Below are 20,445 nucleotides of genomic sequence, written 5' to 3' on the forward strand. Positions count from 1 at the left end.
CCCTCACGCGTTCGCGGTGCCGGTGAAGCACACGGTCGTCGGGCCGCCCACCCAGACGGCATCGCCGTCCCGGGTGATCGAGATGACGCCGGCACGGCCGATCGCCGTGCCCTGTGTCGCGGTGTAGGCATCCGGGACGAGGCCGGAGTCCATCAGCCATTGGGCGACGGAGGCATTGAGGCTGCCGGTCACGGGATCCTCGGCCATCCCGACCCCGGGGACGAATGCGCGGACCTCGTACTCGTGATCGGACCCGTGGGGGTGAGCGCCGACGACGCCGAGCTTCGTGTCGGGGATCGCCGAGAAGTCGGGGGTGAGCGCGAGCACCTGGTCTGCGGAGGCGAGGCGGACCGCGGCCCAGCCCGGACCGTTGTCGACCCACGCGTGGTCGAGGATCTCGCTGCGATCGATGCCGAGGGCGGCGGCGATGTCGGACACGAACGATTCGTCGAGGGGACCGGACCGAAGGAGATCCGGGGCGGCGAAGGCGAGCTGATCTGCGGCGGTGCCGCGGCGCAGCTCGACGAGACCGACCCCGCACTCCTGGACGAGACGGTCCGCGCGCCGGGGCCGGCCGCCCGCGTGCAACCACGCCGCCGCGGAACCGAGCGTCGGATGTCCCGCGAAGGGCAGCTCGCGGGTCCTCGTGAAGATGCGCAGGCGGTAGTCGGCGCGGTCGTCGGTGGGCGGGAGGACGAATGTCGTCTCCGAGAGGTTCGTCCAGTTCGCGATCTGCGCCATCTCGTCGTCGCTCAGGCCTTCGGCGTCGAGGACGACGGCGACGGGATTGCCGCGATAGGGAACGCTCGAGAAGACATCGACCTGGGCGAACGCGCGCTCGCGGGGCATGGAGACTCCTTACCGTGTGCTGGGCCTGTGACCATCGTAGTCACGGAAGCTCAGGGTTCCCGGACAGTGGGGGCCGCCTCGGCGAACTTCCCCTCCCTTCGATCTTAAGCGACAGGGAGGATTGTCGCGGACGGACTGCCGGGCTGGGGCGCCGGGCAGCGATGCCTGGAAGGCAGAGATGAACTCACGGGCAACACGTTCACCGCGGCGTCGACCTCCGTCCATGTGGCGGCGTCACCGCAGGTCAGCCGGGCCGCGCGAGGTCTGGTCACGAGCCGTCTGCGGACGCTCCCGGCCCATTCACCGACCAGCATCTCAGCGTTCAAGCAGATCATGCCCGGGGTTCATTCAACCTCGCGACACTGGTCCGGTTGCCCGATGACCCCCGACCATGACGGAGGATGCCGATGAGCCTGACGCGGACGAGCTCGGCGCAGCGTGAACAGCGCACACGCGGACTCCGCGAATGGGCGATCTTCGCGGCATTCATCGGTCCGAACATCCTCCTCATCCTCGCGTTCATCTACTATCCGCTCGCCTCGAACGTCTACTACTCCCTGCTCGACTGGCGACTCGGATCGAACAGCGCCGATTTCATCGGATTCGGCAACTACGTCACCCTCTTCACCTCGCCGACCGGCCTCGACATGTGGCGGGTCACCCTGATCTTCACGGTCTCGACGGTGGTGATCTCGATGGCCCTCGGTCTTGCGCTCGCCCTCGTGCTCAACAAGCAGATCCCCGGCCGGACGGTCGCCCGGACGGCTGTGTTCTCCCCGTACGTGCTCTCCGGGGTCGGCGTCGGCATGGTCTGGAACTTCATCTTCGACCCGCAGCTCGGTCTCCTCTCCCACGTCTTCGCCTTCTTCGGCCGGAACTCCCCGGAGTGGTACCTCGACCCGGACCTCGCCCTGCTCATGGTCATCGTCGTCTACGTGTGGAAGAACCTCGGCTACTGCGCCGTCGTGTATCTGGCCGGGCTGCAGTCGCTGCCCAAGGACCTTCTCGAGGCGGCGGCGATCGACCATGCCGGTCCTCTCCGCAGGTTCGTCTCGATCAGCCTCCCCCTGCTGGGGCCGACGACGTTCTTCCTCGTCATCACCACGATCCTGTCGTCGATGCAGGCCTTCGACATCCTGCGCATCATGACACCCAACGGCAACGGCACGAACACGATCGTCTTCGAGCTCTTCCTGCAGGGATTCGGCGTCTACCAGCGCGCCGGGTACTCCGCCGCGATCTCCGTCGTCCTCTTCGCCGCCCTCTTCGTCATCACGGCGGTGCAGATGCGCTACGTCGAACGGAAGGTGCACTACTCATGAGGACGCAGAAGACCGTCGCCGAGGCGGGACCGGAGACGCCTGTCCGCGACGGTGGAGCGGCGTCGGGCAGCGGTTCCTCCGGAACCGGGGCGACCACCTCGGCGAGCCGACAGGATCTGCCCCCGCGGACGCGGGACCGCGCGACATGGGGTCAGGCCTTCGCCCCCCGGAATCTGGCCGACACGATCCTCACCGGCTATCTGCCGCTGCTCATCGCCATCGCGCTCATCGTGCTGCCCCTGGCATGGATGGTCATCGCCTCGTTCAAGCCCCCGGGTGAGATCATCACGCTGACGCCCACGCTGCTGCCGCAGGAACCGACGCTCGGCAACTACGAGGCCGTCGCCGACCGGGTGCCGCTCGGGCGGATCCTCCTCAACAGCGTCATCGTCACCACGGTCGGGTCGGTGATCAAGGTGGTCCTGGCGATCACCTCGGCCTACGCTCTCGTCTTCATCCGGGTGCGGTTCAAGAACGTCATCTTCCTCGGCATCCTCGTCGCCCTCATGGTCCCGCCCGAGGTCGCACTTCTGCCGAACTACCTGACGATCTCCGCCCTCGGGGGACGGGACACGCTGTGGGGGATCCTGCTGCCGGGACTCGGCACGGCCTTCGGCACGTTCCTGCTGCGTCAGCAGTTCAAGACCCTGCCCGTCGACATGCTCGAGGCCGCCGAGCTCGACGGTGCCGGGCACTGGAAGCGACTGTGGCGCATCGTCGTTCCGGTCTCCGCGCCGGCCATCGCGACGGTGGCGCTGGTGACGATCGTGACCGAATGGAACTCCTTCATGTGGCCGCTCGTCATCACTGACACCCCGGAGAACATGACGCTGCCCGTCGGTCTCAACCTCCTCCAGTCGGTCGAGGGGCAGACAGGCAGCTACGGGTACCTCATGGCCGGCGCGGTCCTCGTCATCGTTCCCGTCCTCATCGTCTTCGCCGCGCTGCAGCGCCACATCGTCTCCGGCCTCACTCAGGGTGCCGTGAAGTAGACCGTCCGAACCCCGAATCCGACCTCCCACCCGTCACCCACCCAGAGAAGAGACCAAGGAGAGCCAATGCCCCGCTTCAGCCCCCGCTTCAGCCCCCGCCTCACCCTGTCCACAGCCGTCCTCGGACTTGCCGCGCTCGGGATGAGCGCCTGCGGACCGAGCGTCGGATCCGACTCCGCCGCCGGTGCCGACGTCGACTTCACCGGTGTCGAACCGGCGGAATCGATCACGTTCTGGTCCAACCATCCCGGCGGGTCGATGGAGATCGAGGAGGAGATCATCGCCGGCTTCACCGAGGAGTCGGGCATCGAGGTCCAACTCGTCACCGCCGGCGCGAACTACGAAGAGGTGTCGCAGAGGTTCCAGACCGCGCAGACCTCCGATGACGTCGGCGACATGGTCGTCGTCTCCGACGCGACATGGTTCACGAACTTCGCGAACGACTCGCTGCTGCCGGTCGATCAGGCTCTCGAGGCAGCGGGTGCCGACACCTCGACGTACCAGGAGACCCTCTACGACGACTACCTCTACGACGACGCCCACTACGCGGTGCCCTACGCCCGGTCGACTCCGATCTTCTACTACAACAAGGATCAGTACGCGGAGGCCGGCCTCGAGGACAGGGCACCGGCGACGTGGGACGAGGTCAAGGCGAACTCCGAGCAGCTGCAGGAGGCCGAAGTCGCGAACTCCGCGCTCGCCTACCCCAAGGAGGACTCCTACCCGGCCTGGATCCTCGGCAACCTGGTGTGGGGCTACGGCGGAGGCTGGAGCAGTGAGTGGGACATGTCGGCGATGACGAGTCCCGAGACGGTCGAAGCCGTGCAGTTCGCTCAGGATTCGACGCAGGACGGCTGGGCGACCGTCTCGAGCGGAACGCCGGAGGACGACTTCGCCGCCGGTGCCACGAGCCAGATCCTCGCATCGACCGGGTCGCTCAAGGGCATCCTCGACACCGCGGACTTCGAAGTCGGCGTCGGCTTCCTTCCGGGCGGACCTGCGGAGACGGAGGCCGTGGTGCCCACCGGCGGAGCCGGAGTCGCGATCTCGGCGAAGTCGTCGCCGGAGGAGCAGCTCGCCTCGGCGATGTTCCTCGACTACCTGACGAACAGCGCGAACACGGCGCTGTTCTCCGAGGGCACCGGGTACCTGCCGGTGCGCACCGACGCGGACATGGGCGCGGTGTACGAGACGACTCCGCAGTTCCAGGTCGCCGTCGAACAGCTCGCGAAGACCCGCACCCAGGATCCCGGTCGCGTGCTCCTGCCCGGTGGGGACCTGACCATCGCGAAGTCGCTGCAGACGATCCTCACCTCGAACGTCGACGTCACCGAGCAGCTGCAGTCCGCGCAGGACGAGATGCAGAGCCTCTACGACAATGACGTCCCGGAGAAGCTGAAGTGACCGCACCCCTCGTCAGGCACACCTCTTTTCAGGAATGAGAACACCATGGTCAATGTCGCGCTCACCGCTGTCAGTCTCCGCTATCCCGGAGCCGACGCGCCGGCGGTCTCCGGGTTCGACCTGGACATCGCCGACGGGGAGTTCCTCGTCCTCGTCGGACCGTCCGGCTGCGGGAAGTCGACGACGCTGCGGATGCTCGCGGGACTCGAGCACCCCACCGAGGGCCGGATCTCCTTCGGCGGCGCCGACGTCACCCACATCGGGGCGAAGGACCGCGACGTTGCCATGGTGTTCCAGTCGTATGCGCTCTATCCGCATATGAGCGTGGCGGGCAACCTCGAGTTCTCGCTGAAGAACTCGGGGATGCCGAAGGCGCAGCGACGCCGGCAGATCGAGACGGCGGCCGCGATGCTCGAACTCGACGGGCTGCTCGACCGGAAGCCGCGCGAACTCTCCGGCGGGCAGCGGCAGCGGGTCGCGATGGGCCGAGCCCTGGTGCGACAGCCCCAGGTGTTCCTCATGGACGAGCCGTTGTCGAACCTCGACGCGAAGCTGCGGGTGCAGACCCGCGCACAGATCGCAGCCCTGCAGCGCAAACTCGCCGTGACCACCGTCTATGTCACCCACGATCAGACCGAGGCGATGACGATGGGCGACCGCGTCGTCGTCATGAACGCCGGACGCATCGAGCAGGTGGGCACCCCGCGCGAACTCTACGACCACCCCGCCTCGCTCTTCGTCGCGAGCTTCATCGGCTCACCGACGATGAATCTCCTCCCCGCTCGCCGCGGTGAGTCCGCGGTCAGCGTCGGCGGCGCGGCTGTGCCCATCGACAGGGGCCTTCCCGCGACGGGCGCCGAGGTGGTCCTCGGCATCCGCTCGGAGGACCTCCGTCCCGCCGCGGCGGGGGAGGGGGCGTTCGAACTCGAGGTCGATCTCGTCGAGGAGCTCGGTTCGGACACCTACGTCTACGGGGCACTGACCGGCACCGCGGGAACGGGATCGTCACCGGCCGAAGAGGCCACGTCGTCGGGGACGGTGGGCAACCTCGGCGACAGGCCCTTCGTCGTTCGACTTCCCAAGGGAGCGGTGCCGCGGATCGGCGAGCGGATGTGGGTGGCAGCGGATCCCGCGCGGGCCCGCCTCTTCGATCCCGAGTCCCAGCTGGCGATCGTCTGAGCGTGCCACTCAGGGTCACTTCCTAGACTTGAGCGCTCAGGCCCGGCCGGGAACGGCGCGGGTGCGGGGCAGGCGCGCGCCACGACGGCGCGCGGACTGCGCAACGGGCGAGTGAGGTGACGATGGACCTGCAGCAGGGCGTGTCGACGTGGTGGGAGGCGATCACCTCGGGATTCGGGCGCGGTGACGGTCTCGACCTCGGTCCGACGCAGCTGCTCATCATCCTCGGCATCCCGCTCGTCATCACGATGACGCCGGCGATCTGGCGGTTCTTCGGACTCTTCGTCACGTTCGTCCACGAGCTCGGGCACGCGTTCGCCGCGCTCATGACCGGCCGAGTGGTGCGCGGGATCTCGCTCAACTTCGACCATTCGGGGCAGATGAACTCCTTCGGTCGGGTCGGATTCTCGGCCACCTGGTCCGGCTTCTGGGGATACCCGGCGCCCGCGGTCCTCGGACTCGTCCTCATCACCTCGGCGATCTACGGCTGGGCACCGCTGGCACTGTCGCTGGGAGCCCTCGTCCTCCTCATCTCCCTCATCTTCATCCGCAACGTCGCGGGTGTCGTCATCGCCGTGTGCACGGCGATCGCCGCGCAGCTGCTCGTCGTCTTCCTCCCGCTCGAGTGGATCGCGGTCTTCGTCGCGGGCCTCGGCGTCGCGCTCGCCCTCGGCTCGCTCAAGGACCTCGTCAAGGTCATCCGCGTCCACACGCGCCGCCGCAACGTCCAGCAGTCCGACGCCTACATCCTCAGCCGCGGCTCGTCCGTGCCCGCAGGGGGATGGCTGACGCTCTTCGGTCTCGTCATCGTCGGGTGCGCGCTCGGGTCCGGGCTGCTGCTCTACTCGGCGTTCGCAGAGTCCGGCGGGGTCGCAGGGCTGACGTGAACGGGGTCGCGCCACCGACGTGACGCTGCGGATGCTCGGGATCACCGCGACGGTTCGGGGCGTCCGGGACCACCGCGACGGTGGGTGCTGTGGGATTCGGGTCGGCCGCCTCGGCGAGGACATCGACGCGACTTCGAAGCCAGGTGAGCGCGGGAGGCCGGGTGAGCGCGCGACAAATGACGGAATCGGCCTCGGCGGATGACAGAATCGACCCTATGGATCTGAGCCCGAAATTCGCTGCCGTGCTGTTCGACTGTGACGGCGTCCTCGTCGATTCCGAGAGCATCACGAACGGGGTGCTGCGCGGCATGCTCGCCGAACTGGGCTGGAACCTGTCGAAGGAGGAGGCGGTCGCGCGGTTCGTCGGCAAGATGCTGCGCGACGAGGCCGACGTCATTGAGGCGCACACGGGATTCCGCATCGACGACGCGTGGCTCACCGATTTCCGGCGGCGGCGCAATGTCGAGCTCGAGGCCTCCCTGCAGGCCATTCCCGGAGTCGTCGAGGCTGTGCGGACGATCGTGCCGGCGTATCCGGGCAGGCTCGCGTGCGCGTCGAGCGCCGATCGCCCGAAGATCGAGCTGCAGCTGAAGAAGATCGGCCTCTACGACGTCTTCGAGGGCCGGATCTTCTCCGGCATGGAGCTCCCCAAGTCGAAACCGGCCCCCGACGTCTATCTCGCCGCTGCGGATGCGCTGGGCGTCGATCCCGCCGAGGCGGCCGTCATCGAGGACTCGCCCACCGGCGTCATCGCGGGGCGGGCTGCCGGATCGTTCGTCTTCGGCTTCTGCCCTCCCTCACCCGTCCATCAGCGGCCCGAAGCCCTGCTCGCCGTCGGCGCCGACGCCACGTTCGACTCGATGACCGAGCTGCCCGGGCTGCTGACCCGCGAGGTGTGAGGCGGCCGGAACCAAGCAGAGGAGTCTCGGGCGCTGAGTCCGAGACGGGATGTCTGAGACGCTGAGTAGCGGTCCGGGCTTTTGAGACGCTGAGCATGCGTCTCGACGTGCGGTCACGTGCGTCGACGGCGGTTTGAGGTGCCCGTGAGTTCGACGTTCGGAGTGCCGAGCGGGTGCGCGGAGTGCCGTCCGGGTACTCACCGATTCCCTTGAAAAGCAGATCGCGGCGGCGACTCGCAGTCACGTGCCGAGGGCGGACCGGGCTGGGTTCTCGTGGTGACGCGGACTCGACCAGCGCCCCGTATTCGCGACGGACTGGATTCGCTCGGCGGGTTCGTTCTACCTGATGCTCCCAGCGCTCCGAATAGCGGGAACCAGTCCGGTTCCACTCGCAATGCACGTCGCAGGACCCCGGTGCCCGTCGAGGCTGGACGGAAGAAGCGGGGGCGCCGTATGCCCGGTCTGACTATCCGAGGTGCACTCGGATATCGCGTTTCCGCCCGGCGACCGCTCCCGAAAATCGCTGAGCACTGCGAAGCGAATGAATTTCACGTTCGAACGAGTTTCGAAATAGGCATTGACATCGAATGTGACGTGAACTACACTAATGTCATTAGCCACGCTGATGTGGGAAGACAGGTGACTCCCGTGACTGACACAATCGAATCGGTTCCATCCGCAGATCAGCCTGGCTCGAATCCCCGCGGTGTCGAGGTCGACCCGACCTCTCCCTACGCCGACGTCTACGCGGTCTACACATCCTCGGACCGGGCGCAGATCGCCGCTCTCGAAGCGACGGCCCGCGCCTTCCTCGCCGATGTCATCGGTCATCTCGACCTCTTCAATCCTGATCCCGGCAGCCCCTACCGCCATGCGACCTTCAGCGAGACTGCGTGGAGGTTCGCTCGCGCGCGCAACGGCAGCGGTGATGAGCCCGACGACCAGAGTGAGACCGGCGGCGACGGCGCTGTCTCTTCAGTTGCCGGGGGCTCTTCAGATGTTGGGGTCTCCCCAGTTGCCGGGAGCTCTTCGGATACCGAGGTCGATGACCTCGATGACATATCGGTCCCCGGCTCGATCGATGCGGAGCCCGGCAACTCCGATGCAGACGATACCGAGCCACCCGTCGCGGCGCCCGCTGAGGGCGGTCCAGAAACACGGGGTGCCGATTCAACACAGGGTGCCGATTCGGTGTTTCTGCCGGGATTCCCCAAGTTCAGCGAGACTCAGACGATGGACGGATGGGTTCACCGGTTCTCCCACACCGAAGACCTCGCTGAGCTCTCAGCGATCCGCGGCTCGACGGTGTCCGGCACCTACGCACACATCGTCGCCGCAATGACGCTCGTCCACGGACTGCCCAAGTTCCACGCGCGATGTGCGGCCGGAGAGTTCACCATCGAGCACATCCTCGCCGCCGCGCAGGCGTGCCGCCATCTCAGGTTCACGAATCTGCACGCCGTCGACCGCTACCTCGACGAGCGCCGTGCGGACATCACCATCGAAACCTTTAAGAAGTCGCTCGCGATGAAGATCGCCGTCCTGCAGCCGAACGAGGAACGGACCGAGAGCGCCCGCGAACACCGTCGCGTCGATCTCACCACGTATCCCGACGGCACAGCGTGCCTGACCCTGACCGGATCGTCTGCAGACCTGCAGGCCCTCTATGTGCGGATCGAGGCGTTCGCGAAGCTCATCCGCAACGGCAGCACCGCAGCCATCGCCGACCAGCTTCCTCCGGGTGCCGTCATCGACGACGACCGCGGCATCGCCGCACTCATGTTCGACATCTTCACGCGCACGGTTCCTCAGGTCTGCATTCAGGTGCGCGCCCACGACACCGACACGGGGGAGACGACGACAACGGAGATTCCCCTCGACCTCGACGACGTCAGGACTGCCGAGGACATCGATGCCGCAGTCGCCGCTGCGGCCAATGCTGGAGGCTCCGGCGGCGACGCCTCAGAGTTCATCGCCGATTCCGAGGACGGTTCCCACGACCTCTCTTCGCCCACAGGCCCTGCCGTCCCGCACAGATTGCACCGACTTCCCGGCGTTGAGCGGGATGAGTTCGGTCGGGTGGCTTTCGCTCTGACGGTCTCGATGCCGACCGACGAGTTCTGGATGCGTGCCCAAGCGAAGATGATCACCACCGTGCCCTGCATGTCCCTGGCACAGCGGGCGGATCTGCCGGGTACCTTCTCCGACGGATCCCCGGTTCCCGCCGAGACGGCGCGATACATTGCCGCACACTCGAGAACATGGACCCGGATCCTCACCGACCCGGCGACCGGCACTCCGATCGACGCGAAGGCCCTCAGCTATCAGATTCCCGCCGCGATCCGGCAGACGCTCATCGCCCAGTGGCGCGGATGCACCGCTCCGGGCTGTCGACGACGGGCCGAGACCTCGGAGATCGACCACATCATCCCGTTCGATCACGACGATCCGGCATCCGGCGGCAAGACCGTCTTCGGCAATCTCCATCCGCTCTGCAAACAGCACCACCAGGCGAAAACCGATGGAAAGTACTCGGTGCGGATGGTGGAACCCGGGGTGGTCGAGTACCGCTTCGCCCATGGCAGCACCGCGACCGTATCGCCACCTGATCACCCGGTGAACGCGGAGAACGCGAGACTCATGCGCGACATCGGTGACGCCGACCCGCCCGGCCCATCTGCTCCGCCCGACTCATCAGGGTTATCGGATTCGCCCGATACGCCGGGGCCATGGAGCCCGCCGGACTCACCGGATCTCCCGAACTCGCCAGACTCACCGGACCCGCCGGATCAGCTCAATCCACCGGATCAGTCCGTTCCGGCCGATCCATCGACGTCGCGCGTTCCAAGCGTCACGCCTGAACCACCGAGGTTGCCCGGTCCGAATGACGCACCGTGCGAGCAGGGCGGCGAAGTCCGCCGCCCGGGTGAGGTGCGGCGGTCCGCCGAATGTCCCGGGCCCGAAGGAGGCAGCGGACACCCCGGGTGGATGCCGAAGTTCGGGTCGATCGAGTGGAAGGCCCCGAAAGGCAGGGAATGGGTGTGGGACAACGGAGAACCCCCGCCGTTCTGACAACCCCCACCGCGCGACGCTCACGATCACCGACTCTGTGCGACACTCACGATCACCCGCGCTACGTGACGCCGACGATCACGGACGACAACCTCGGCGGGTTACTTCTCCGATTCCTCGATGACTCGGCGGACGTCGTCCTTCGTCTTCACCTCACCGTTCTTCGTGGCTTCGACGATCTTCTCGTGCTGGTCATCGGTGACGACGGGGACCTCCTCGCCGTTGCAGTCGACGATCTTGCCGTCCTTGATCGTGTCGCCCTCGGCGAGGATCGCCTCGTGGTCGAGAAGACGCTGGAGGTCCTGCTGCCGAACCACGCGCCCGGTGCCCGCGACGAACACCGACCGGTCCGAGCGGTCCTTCGTCTTCGCGCCGATGTGGTTGAAGATGAGGTTGAGCAGCACAGCCATGATCGTCGCCGACGAGATGCCCGAGTGGAGGATGATGCCGACCCACGACGGGAACGAGTTGTAGAAGTCCGGCTCGACGACGGGGATGATGCCGAAGGCCAGGGAGACCGCGACGATGATCATGTTGAGGTTGCCCTCGTACTCGACCTTCGACAGCGTCCGGATGCCCGAGGCCGCGACCGTGCCGAAGAGGACGATGCCGGCACCGCCGAGCACCGGCGACGGGATCGCTGCGACGACTCCGCCCATGACCGGCAGCAGACCGAGCACGACGAGGATGACACCGCCGGCGGTGACGACGAATCGCGACTTCACGCCGGTGATCGCCACGAGGCCGACGTTCTGCGCGAACGCCGACTGCGTGAACGAGTTGAACACGGGCGAGACGGCCGAGGAGAGCATGTCGGCGCGCAGGCCGTTCGCGATGCGCTTCGAGTCGACCTTCGTCTTGACGATCTCGCCGACGGCGATGATGTCGGCCGTCGTCTCGGCGAAGGTGACGATGATGACGATGAACATCGAGATGATCGCCGCAGCGGAGAACGTCGGCATGCCGAATGCGAACGGCTCGGGGAACGCGAAGATGCCGCGATCGAGGACGTTCGAGAAGTCCGCCCAGCCGAAGATCAGGCAGACGACGGTTCCGACGACGATCGCCAAGAGGATCGACAGACGCGAGATCATCGCGACGGGAATGCGGCTGAGCAGCAGAACGACGGCGAGAGTGCCGACGGCGATGAGGATGTTGCGGGCGCTGCCGTAGTCAGGCGCCTCGGCGTTTCCGCCCATCGCCCACCCGGCCGCCACCGGCATGAGCGAGAGGCCGATCGTCGTGATGACGGTGCCCGTGACCACCGGTGGGAAGAACTTGACGATGAGGGCGAATCCCGGCGCGACGATGAGCCCGATCGCCGAGGCGACGAGCACTGCTCCGAAGACCTCGGGCAGACCGTCGCCGCCCGCGAGGATCGCCGTCATCGTCGCGACGCCGGCGAACGACACGCCCTGGACGAGGGGGAGCTGGGAGCCGAAGAACGGCACGCCCCACGACTGCAGGATCGTCGCCAGACCACCCATGAACAGGCACGATGCGATGAGCACACTGATGCCGGCATCGTCGAGACCGGCGGCCTTGCCGATGATGAGGGGGACGGCGATGATGCCGCCGTACATCGTGAGGACGTGCTGCAGGCCGTACGCGAACGACGTGCCGACCGGCAGCCGCTCGTCCTCTGGCCGCTGCGTCTTGTGCTTGGACTGTTTGGACACCGACATTGTCTTCTCCATCGAATTCCTGTTCGCTCCCCGAAATGGTCGGGCGCGAACCTGCTGGCCGGTCGCTGAAGGCGGTGCCGTCCGGGAGTGCGTCAGTGCACCGCCCTGGAACGAAGGCTCACATCGTGAACCCGGCCTGCGCCTTGAGGGGATCGGATCGCTGTACTGCTTCCGTTGAGGTCGTCCGGAATGTTCCTCTGGCGATTATCACTTCCAAGATGCGAAAGTATTTTTCCTTATCGCAGAATGCTAAGCGAATGCTGTCGGGTTGGCAACTCGAAATCGTGATGCGGAGCACATGTTAGAGTTCAGTCTTGTCGGTGTCGGTTCCGCGCACAAATCAGCGGCGGATCCGCACAGAGCGGGTGACCCCCTCACCGACCGGCGGAGCAGCAGACGCCGTGAAACCTGAGCTGGTGGCGATGGCCCCAGCGTCCTCGCCTCACCGGCGGTCGGGCACGCGCCCGACCGCGACAGCCCACCCATCGAGAGGCGATGACGATGACGAGAATCTGGCTGCGCAACCCCCTGGCCGTCCACCTCGGGCGCTCCACCCGAACCGAAAGTGCGACCTCGGCGGAGAGCCCCACAGCTCACGACACCCACGACGCGACTGCCGCACGCGGCGGCATCGTCGTCGACACCGAATCCGGCACGATCGTCGAACTCGTGCCCGCCGGAGGCACCCCCGCCACCCCTGCCGACGAGGTCGTCGACGCGAGCGAACACGTCATCACGCCCGGGCTCATCAACACCCACCACCACTTCTACCAGACGCTCACCCGCGCCTGGGCGCCCGTCGCCGACCTCCCGCTCTTCGGCTGGCTGACCAACCTCTACCCCGTCTGGGCGCGCCTGACCCCGCGCGCCCTCGAGCTCGCGACGACCGTCGCGATGGCCGAACTCCTCGAGTCCGGATGCACGACCGCCGCCGACCACCACTACCTGTTCCCGACCGGCATGGACGATGCCATCGACATCCAGGTCGGTGTCGTCCGGAACCTCGGCATGCGCGCGATGCTCACCCGCGGCTCGATGTCGCTCGGTGAGGACGACGGAGGCCTGCCGCCGCAGCAGACCGTCCAGGACGCCGAAGTGATCCTCGCCGACTCGCGTCGCCTCGTCGAGACCTACCACGAGCGCGGCGCCGGCGCGCAGGTCCAGATCGGCCTCGCCCCCTGCTCCCCGTTCTCCGTGACGACCGAACTCATGCGCGACAGCGCCGCACTCGCCGCCGACCTCGACGTCCGCCTCCACACCCACCTCGCCGAGACGCTCGACGAGGAGGACTTCTGCCGTGAGCGCTTCGGCCTGCGCACCGTCGACTACCTCGAATCCGTGGGCTGGCTGGGCGACCGCACGTGGCTCGCCCACGGCGTCCACTTCGACGACGAGGAGATCGTCCGCCTCGGCGCGGCCGGGGTCTCCGTCGCCCACTGCCCGACGTCGAACATGCGCCTGGCCTCGGGCATCGCCCGTGCCGTCGAACTCGAGGACGCCGGCGTCAGCGTCGGACTCGGCGTCGACGGCTCCGCCTCGAACGACGCCTCGAACCTCATCCGCGAAGTCCGCCAGGCCCTCTACATCCAGCGTCTGCGCTACGGCGCCGAGGCGGTCACCTGCGACCGCGTCCTCGACTGGGCGACCCGGGGGTCCGCGGCGGCCCTGGGACGCGACGACATCGGCGAGATCGCCGTCGGCAAGCAGGCCGACCTCGCACTGTTCCGCCTCGACGGGCTCGCGTTCTCCGGCGCGCACGATCCGATTCCCGCCCTCGTCCTCTGCGGGGCGGAGAAGGCCGACAGGGTCATGGTCGCCGGAGCCTGGCGCGTCCGCGACGGGCGCGCGATCGGTGTTGACGGCCAGACGCTCGACACCGAGGCCCTCATCGCCGCCCACCAGGAGGAGGCTCGCCGGCTCGTCGCCGGGTGATGTCCTCGCCGAGGCGGGCCTGCCTCCGGTCGATCGCGCTCGGTCGGTCGCCCTCGGTCACTTCCCGTCGAGGAATCCGCGAAGCAGCTGCTCGGTGCCCTCGGCGTGCTGCGCGGCGAGCGTCGCCGCCGCCTCGGCGTCGTGGTCGAAGATCGCTTCGACGATCCGCGCATGCTGCATACACGAGTGCTCGACGTTCGTGTGGATGAACGGGATCTGATCGAGCAGCGCATTGAGCCGGTCCCGGGTCGTCGCGGCCGCCTCGGCGAGCGAGGGGATTCCCGTGAGCTCGGCGATCGTCAGGTGGAACCGCGCGTCGAGGGCGCGGAACTGCTCGATGTCCTCGGCCGAGCTGCCCAGCGGCATCCAGCAGCCCTGCTCCGCGGCGATGAGCGTCTCCCGCTCCTCGGCGCTGAGGTCGCGGTCGGCGACGACCCGGGCGGCCGCAGTGTCGAGGATGAGCCGGAACCGCACCGCATCGTCGAGCTCGCCGAGGTCGATCCCGGCATCCCGATCTGCGACCGGCAGCCGCGTGACGAAGGTGCCGCCGTAGCGTCCCCGGCGGACGCTGACGACCCCGGCGGTCTGAAGCTCGCTGAGCGCCTGGCGCAGCGTCGCCCGGGAGACGTTGATCCGCGCGGCCAGCTCACGCTCGGGCGGCAGCTTGTCGCCGACGAGGTACTTGCCGAGGCGGATCGCGCGGAGGAGCTCGGCGATCGTGTGCTCGAAGACGTTGCCGCCGCGCAGTCGGGCCGGACGCTGGGACTCCGCGGCCTCCTCGGCGATCGCAGCCTCCTCACCGGCACCTGGGCCCTCAGCGACATTCGGACGGCCGCCGGGCTTGCCGCCCACGCCGCCGCCTGAACCGTCTGCGTTCCGATCCACGTCCACTCCTCAAGATTAGCCTCGGTCGACTCTTGACACCGTGATCTGGGTCATACTACATTCGACTCCAGCCAATGGTCTGAACATGATCCATTGAATCGCTGGGAGCGGATATGTCCAAGAACATCGAGTACGGCAACGTCGATGAGCACTACCTCGAGAAGCGACAGCTGAGGAAGGGCGCGGCCGGGTGGATCCTCCTCGCCGGCCTCGGCGTCGCCTACGTCATCTCGGGTGACTTCTCCGGCTGGAACCTCGGCCTCGCGGAAGGCGGGTGGGGTGGTCTCCTCATCGCCTTCCTCCTCATGGGACTCATGTACGTGTGCATGGTCTTCGGTCTCGCGGAGCTCTCCTCGACCCTGCCGACGGCGGGTGCGGGATACGGGTTCGCCAGACGCGCGCTCGGCCCCCTCGGCGGCTTCGCCACCGGCATGGCCGTCCTCATCGAATACACGATGGCCCCGGCGGCGATCTCGACCTTCATCGCCGGCTACGTCCAGGCGCTCGGCATCCTGCCGGAGTCCGTGCCCGCGTGGACGATCTACCTCGCCGCCTACGCGATCTTCATCGGCATCCACCTGTGGGGCGTCGGCGAGGCGCTGCGCCTGATGTTCGTCATCACCGCGGTCGCCGTCATCGCCCTCATCGTCTTCGTCATCGCCGCGATCCCGCACTTCGATGCGAGCAACCTCTTCGACATCGAACCGACGGCGGCGCTCGGCTCGAGCACGTTCCTCCCGATGGGCATCAGCGGCCTGCTCGGCTCGCTCGTCTTCGGCATCTGGTTCTTCCTCGCCATCGAGGGCGTGCCGCTCGCCGCCGAGGAGTCGGCCGACCCCAAGCGCGACATGCCGCGGGGCATCATCACCGCGATGGCCATCCTCGTCGTCTTCGGCGCCCTCATGCTTCTCCTCGTCCCGGGCATCGCCGGTGCGGCCGCCATGGGCGAGTCGGACAACCCGCTGCCCGAGGCGCTGCGTGCGGCCTACGGCGACAACTCGTGGCTGGCGACCTTCGTCAACTGGGCCGGTCTCGCCGGACTCGTCGCGAGCTTCTTCTCCATCATCTTCGCCTACTCGCGGCAGCTCTTCGCCCTCTCCCGGGCCGGCTACCTGCCCAAGTGGCTCTCCCACACCGGCAAGCGCAAGACCCCTGTGCTCGCCCTCATCGTCCCCGGCACGATCGGCTTCCTCATCGCCGTCCTCTCCGGCGGCAACGGCGGTGTCCTCCTCAACGTCGCGGTCTTCGGGGCCACGGTCTCCTACGTGCTGCTCAACCTCTCGCACATCCGGCTGCGCTTCAAGGAGCCCGACCTCAAGCGCGGCTACCGCACCCCCGGCGGGGTCGTGACGACGGGCATCGCGCTCGTCCTCGCCTCGGTGGCGGTCATCGCGACGTTCTTCGTCGACATCCTCGCCGCCGGCATCGCCGCAGCCGTCTTCCTCGTCGCGCTCGCCTACTTCTGGTTCTACTCCCGACACCACCTGGTCGCGAGCGCCCCGGAAGAGGAGTTCGCACAGATCGAGGCCGCCGAGAGCGAACTGAAATAACCGAACCCCCTCGTCGCCTCCCCACCTCGGCGCATCCCCATCCCCACCCACCGATGCACGATACTGACTCACGACACAGACTGACGACACCGACGCACGACAACTGAGAACAAGAGGAAACCCTGATGAACGACCTCACGACCTCACCGAAACCGACGATCATCTCGGCGCCCACGACCGCGCACTCGCCCCAACGGACGTCGCGCGGATCGGTGCAGGCCGAGCCCCTCACGCTCGACGAGCTGCGCCGCCGCACCGAGGACGGCTCGATCGACACCGTCGTCGTCGCCGTCACCGACGCCCAGGGCAGGCTCCAGGGCAAGCGCCTGGGAGCGCAGTTCTTCCTCGACGACGTCGCCGGGCACGGCTCGGAGGCCTGCAACTACCTGCTCGCCGTCGACGTCGACATGAACACCGTCGACGGCTACGAGATGTCCTCGTGGGAGACCGGCTACGGCGACCTCGTCATGCAGCCGGACCTCGATACCCTGCGGCTGCTGCCGTGGCAGCCGGGCACGGCGATGGTCAACTGCGACCTGTTCTGGACGACCGGCGAACCCGTGGCCGCCTCCCCGCGGCAGATCCTTAAGCGCCAGCTCGACCGGCTCGCCGAGGCGGGACTGAGCGCCCATGTCGGCACCGAACTCGAGTTCATCACGTTCGACACCAGCTACGAGGACGCCTTCAACTCCCGCTACACCGGCATGACCCCGGCGAACCAGTACAACGTCGACTACTCCCTGCTCGGGACCGCTCGGGTCGAGCCGCTGCTGCGCGACATCCGCAACTCGATGGCCGGTGCCGGCCTCTATGTCGAGGGCGCGAAGGGCGAGTGCAACTTCGGCCAGCACGAGATCACCTTCCGCTACCAGCAGGCGCTCAAGGCCTGCGACGACCACGCGGTCTACAAGAACGGGGCGAAGGAGATCGCCGCCCAGCACGGGAAGTCGATCACGTTCATGGCGAAGTACGACCAGAAGGAGGGGTCGTCGTGCCACATCCATCTCAGCTTCCGCTCCGCCGACGGTGACATGGTCATGGCCGGCGACGGCGAGCACGGCTTCTCCACCCTGATGAACCACTTCATCGCCGGGCAGCTGGCGTGCATCGAGGACTTCACGTACTTCTTCGCCCCGAACATCAACTCGTACAAGCGCTTCGTCGAAGGCTCGTTCGCCCCCACCGCGGTCGCGTGGGGCTTCGACAACCGCACGTGCGCGTTCCGGGTCGTCGGCTCGGGTCCCTCGCTGCGCGTCGAATGCCGCGTCGGCGGGGCCGACCTCAACCCGTACCTCGCCGCGGCCTCCCTCATCGCCGCCGGGCTCTACGGGATCGAACACGAACTCCCGCTGCCGCCGATCACCGAGGGCAACGCGTACATGTCCGATGCGAAGCGCCTGCCGACGACGCTGACCGGAGCGCGGGATCTCCTCGAGAACTCCGACATCGCAAAGGAGGCGTTCGGCGAGGACGTCGTGCGCCACTACGTCCATGCCGCCGACATCGAAATCGAGGCCTACAATGCGACCGTGACCGACTGGGAGAGGATCCGTGGCTTCGAACGACTCTGACATCGCCGAGGGATCCGCGGCAGCGCCTGCGAATCCGCCCGTCATCGGGATCAGCTGCTACCTGCAGCAGGCCCAGTGGGGAGTCTGGGACACCGAGGCGGCCCTCGTCCCCGCCGACTATGTCCGCATGGTCGCGGCGGCCGGGGGCATCCCGGTCCTCCTGCCCCCGCACGGTCAGACACCTGCAGTGCTCGACCGCCTCGACGGGCTCCTCATCGCCGGCGGCGCCGACGTCGACCCCGCGGCCTACGGGGCGGCGGCGCACGAGCGCACCGGCTCGCAGCCGTTCCGCGACGACAGCGAATTCCTCCTGCTCGCCGCCGCGCGGCAGAGAGGTCTGCCCGTCCTCGGCATCTGTCGCGGCCTCCAGGTCATCGCCGTCGCCCACGGCAGCACGCTCATCCAGCACCTGCCCGAGGTGACCGGCCACACCGACTACCAGCCGCGGCCCGGCGTCTACGGAGAGGTCGCGGTGACGACGGAGCCGGGCACCATCGCCCGCGCGGTCCTCGGGGAGACGGCGACGGCACCGTGCTACCACCACCAGGCCGTCGACCGCCTCGGCGCGGGACTCACCGTCACCGCCCGCAGCGCCGAGGGCCTCATCGAAGCGATCGAGATCGACCCCGCCCACCGGTCCGACGACGGTAGCGGGTGGCTCTTCGCGGTGCAGTGGCACCCCGAGCACAATCCGGACGACGCCCGCGTCGTCACCGCCCTCGTCGACGCCGCGAAGGACCGCCTCGGCGCCCCCATGAGCATGACCGCACCAGCGTGAAACCGCACCAGCGTGAAGGAGACACCGAATTGAGCACGTACACCGTCGTCAACCCGGCCACGGAGGAGTCGATCGCCGAGGTGGAGCTCGCGGACCTCGCGGCCACCGACCGGGCGATCGCGCGGGCCGCCGAGGCGTACGAGACGTGGCGCCACGTCGCCCCCGCCGATCGGGCCCGGCTGCTGCGGCGCTTCGCGGCCGCCGTCGACTCCGCGATCGATGAGCTCGCCGCGCTCGAGGTCGCCAACGCCGGGCACACGATCTCGAACGCGACGTGGGAGGCCGGCAACGTCCGCGACGTCATCGAGTACTACGCGGCGGTGCCCGAACGCCTCTTCGGGCGGCAGATCCCCGTCGCCGGCGGGGTCGACATCACGTTCCACGAACCGCTCGGCGTCGTCGGGGTCATCGTGCCGTGGAACTTCCCGATGCCGATCGCCGCGTGGGGATTCGCCCCGGCGCTCGCCGCCGGCAACACCGTCGTCCTCAAACCCGCGGAGATCACGCCGCTCACCGCGATCCGGATCGGGGAGCTCGCGCGGGAGGCCGGCATCCCCGAGGGCGTGCTGACGATCATCCCCGGCAAGGGATCGGTCGTCGGGGAGCGCTTCGTCACCCACCCGGCCGTGCGGAAAGTCGTCTTCACCGGGTCGACCGAGGTCGGCAAGCGGATCATGGCCGGGTGCGCCGACCAGGTGAAGAACCTCACCCTCGAACTCGGCGGCAAGAACGCGAACATCGTCTTCGATGACGCCGATGTCGCCGCCGCTGCCGCCGCGGCCCCCGGCGGAGTGTTCGACAACTCCGGGCAGGACTGCTGCTCCCGATCGCGCCTGCTCGTCCAGCGCGGCATCTACGACGAGTTCATGGCCGCGCTCGAGGAGGCCGTCGGGGACTTCGCCGCCGCCGACCCGACCCTGCCTGAGACCGCGATGGGCCCGCTCGTCACCGCCGCCCACCGGGACAGCGTCGCCGGATATGTCGCTGCGGGCGATGTCGCGTTCACCGGGACCGCGCCGACCGGGCCCGGCTTCTGGTTCCCGCCGACCGTGCTCACCCCGCCCACGACCTCGTCGGTCGACTTCACCGAGGAGATCTTCGGCCCCGTCCTCTCGGTCGTGCCCTTCGACACCGAGGCCGAGGCCCTGCGGATCGCCAACGACACCGAGTACGGGCTCTCCGGGTCGATCTGGACGTCGAGCCTCGACCGTGCGATGCGCGTGTCCCGCGGCGTCGAGGCCGGGAACCTGTCGGTGAACTCGCACGCCTCGGTGCGCTATTCGACGCCGTTCGGCGGGTTCAAGCAGTCCGGTCTCGGCCGCGAGCTCGGACCCGACGCGGTCGCCTCGTTCACCGAGGTCAAGAACGTCTTCTTCGCGACCCAGCCGGCGGACTGAGCGACCGGCCGAGACCACCCACACCACCACAGCCACATCAGAG

At 67.8% G+C, this 20,445-nt stretch carries 15 protein-coding genes; 12 read left to right on the plus strand and 3 right to left on the minus strand.

Going from position 1 to position 20,445, the window contains the following annotated elements; genetic code table 11:
• Positions 1-3 precede the first annotated feature (3 nt).
• Positions 4-849 carry a PhzF family phenazine biosynthesis protein gene (locus ABD154_RS03290; protein ID WP_198500139.1) on the minus strand — a complete coding sequence of 282 codons (846 nt, stop codon included), beginning with the start codon at positions 847-849 and terminating at the stop codon, positions 4-6.
• Positions 850-1,256: 407 nt separating this feature from the next.
• Here ABD154_RS03290 and ABD154_RS03295 point away from each other — a divergent pair, with 407 nt between their 5' ends.
• The 7 genes from ABD154_RS03295 (at position 1,257) to ABD154_RS03325 (ending at position 10,604) form a co-directional block, all read left to right on the plus strand.
• A complete protein-coding gene (locus tag ABD154_RS03295; RefSeq protein WP_198500140.1) occupies positions 1,257-2,171 on the plus strand; it encodes a carbohydrate ABC transporter permease in 915 nt (304 codons plus the stop codon).
• Positions 2,168-3,163, plus strand: coding sequence for a carbohydrate ABC transporter permease (locus tag ABD154_RS03300; protein WP_198500141.1), 996 nt, complete (start codon positions 2,168-2,170; stop codon positions 3,161-3,163). Before ABD154_RS03295 ends, ABD154_RS03300 begins: the two co-directional genes overlap by 4 nt.
• 66 nt (positions 3,164-3,229) lie before the next feature.
• A complete protein-coding gene (locus tag ABD154_RS03305; RefSeq protein WP_198500142.1) occupies positions 3,230-4,567 on the plus strand; it encodes an ABC transporter substrate-binding protein in 1,338 nt (445 codons plus the stop codon).
• 45 nt (positions 4,568-4,612) lie between these two features.
• On the plus strand, positions 4,613-5,746 hold the full coding sequence (locus ABD154_RS03310) for an ABC transporter ATP-binding protein (protein WP_198500143.1): 1,134 nt from the start codon (positions 4,613-4,615) through the stop codon (positions 5,744-5,746).
• A 122-nt stretch (positions 5,747-5,868) separates the two neighbouring features.
• The gene (locus tag ABD154_RS03315; protein ID WP_198500144.1) at positions 5,869-6,633 is read left to right on the plus strand and encodes a M50 family metallopeptidase; all 765 of its coding nucleotides are present in this window, start codon (positions 5,869-5,871) and stop codon (positions 6,631-6,633) included.
• Between the two features lie 215 nt (positions 6,634-6,848).
• The gene (locus ABD154_RS03320) at positions 6,849-7,532 is read left to right on the plus strand and encodes an HAD family hydrolase (protein WP_198500145.1); all 684 of its coding nucleotides are present in this window, start codon (positions 6,849-6,851) and stop codon (positions 7,530-7,532) included.
• Positions 7,533-7,946: 414 nt separating this feature from the next.
• Positions 7,947-10,604 (plus strand): HNH endonuclease signature motif containing protein, encoded by a 2,658-nt coding sequence (locus ABD154_RS03325; RefSeq protein ID WP_344250030.1) that lies wholly within the window; start codon positions 7,947-7,949, stop codon positions 10,602-10,604.
• A 101-nt stretch (positions 10,605-10,705) separates the two neighbouring features.
• On the opposite strand, the gene ABD154_RS03330 is transcribed toward ABD154_RS03325, so the two are convergent.
• Positions 10,706-12,301, minus strand: coding sequence for a nucleobase:cation symporter-2 family protein (locus tag ABD154_RS03330; protein WP_198500146.1), 1,596 nt, complete (start codon positions 12,299-12,301; stop codon positions 10,706-10,708).
• A gap of 489 nt (positions 12,302-12,790) precedes the next feature.
• On the opposite strand from ABD154_RS03330, the gene ABD154_RS03335 reads away from it, so the two are divergent.
• Positions 12,791-14,221 (plus strand): 8-oxoguanine deaminase, encoded by a 1,431-nt coding sequence (locus ABD154_RS03335; RefSeq protein WP_198500848.1) that lies wholly within the window; start codon positions 12,791-12,793, stop codon positions 14,219-14,221.
• A 57-nt stretch (positions 14,222-14,278) separates the two neighbouring features.
• Here ABD154_RS03335 and ABD154_RS03340 read toward each other — a convergent pair whose 3' ends face one another.
• Complete coding sequence (locus ABD154_RS03340; protein WP_232623792.1) at positions 14,279-15,106, minus strand: FadR/GntR family transcriptional regulator; 828 nt, start codon at positions 15,104-15,106, stop codon at positions 14,279-14,281.
• 113 nt (positions 15,107-15,219) lie between these two features.
• Between ABD154_RS03340 and eat the strand changes: the two genes are divergently transcribed.
• The 4 genes from eat to ABD154_RS03360 all read left to right on the plus strand — a co-directional run bounded on the left by eat (position 15,220) and on the right by ABD154_RS03360 (position 20,402).
• On the plus strand, positions 15,220-16,656 hold the full coding sequence (gene eat / locus ABD154_RS03345) for an ethanolamine permease (protein WP_198500147.1): 1,437 nt from the start codon (positions 15,220-15,222) through the stop codon (positions 16,654-16,656).
• Between the two features lie 125 nt (positions 16,657-16,781).
• On the plus strand, positions 16,782-18,227 hold the full coding sequence (locus tag ABD154_RS03350; RefSeq protein ID WP_344250033.1) for a glutamine synthetase family protein: 1,446 nt from the start codon (positions 16,782-16,784) through the stop codon (positions 18,225-18,227).
• The gene (locus ABD154_RS03355; RefSeq protein WP_344250035.1) at positions 18,208-19,005 is read left to right on the plus strand and encodes a gamma-glutamyl-gamma-aminobutyrate hydrolase family protein; all 798 of its coding nucleotides are present in this window, start codon (positions 18,208-18,210) and stop codon (positions 19,003-19,005) included. The genes ABD154_RS03350 and ABD154_RS03355 overlap by 20 nt, the downstream gene beginning before the upstream one ends.
• A gap of 29 nt (positions 19,006-19,034) precedes the next feature.
• The gene (locus ABD154_RS03360) at positions 19,035-20,402 is read left to right on the plus strand and encodes an aldehyde dehydrogenase family protein (RefSeq protein ID WP_198500149.1); all 1,368 of its coding nucleotides are present in this window, start codon (positions 19,035-19,037) and stop codon (positions 20,400-20,402) included.
• The last annotated feature ends 43 nt before the right edge of the window (positions 20,403-20,445 follow it).

Source organism: Brevibacterium sanguinis (assembly GCF_039528855.1).
GTDB lineage: Bacteria > Actinomycetota > Actinomycetes > Actinomycetales > Brevibacteriaceae > Brevibacterium > Brevibacterium sanguinis.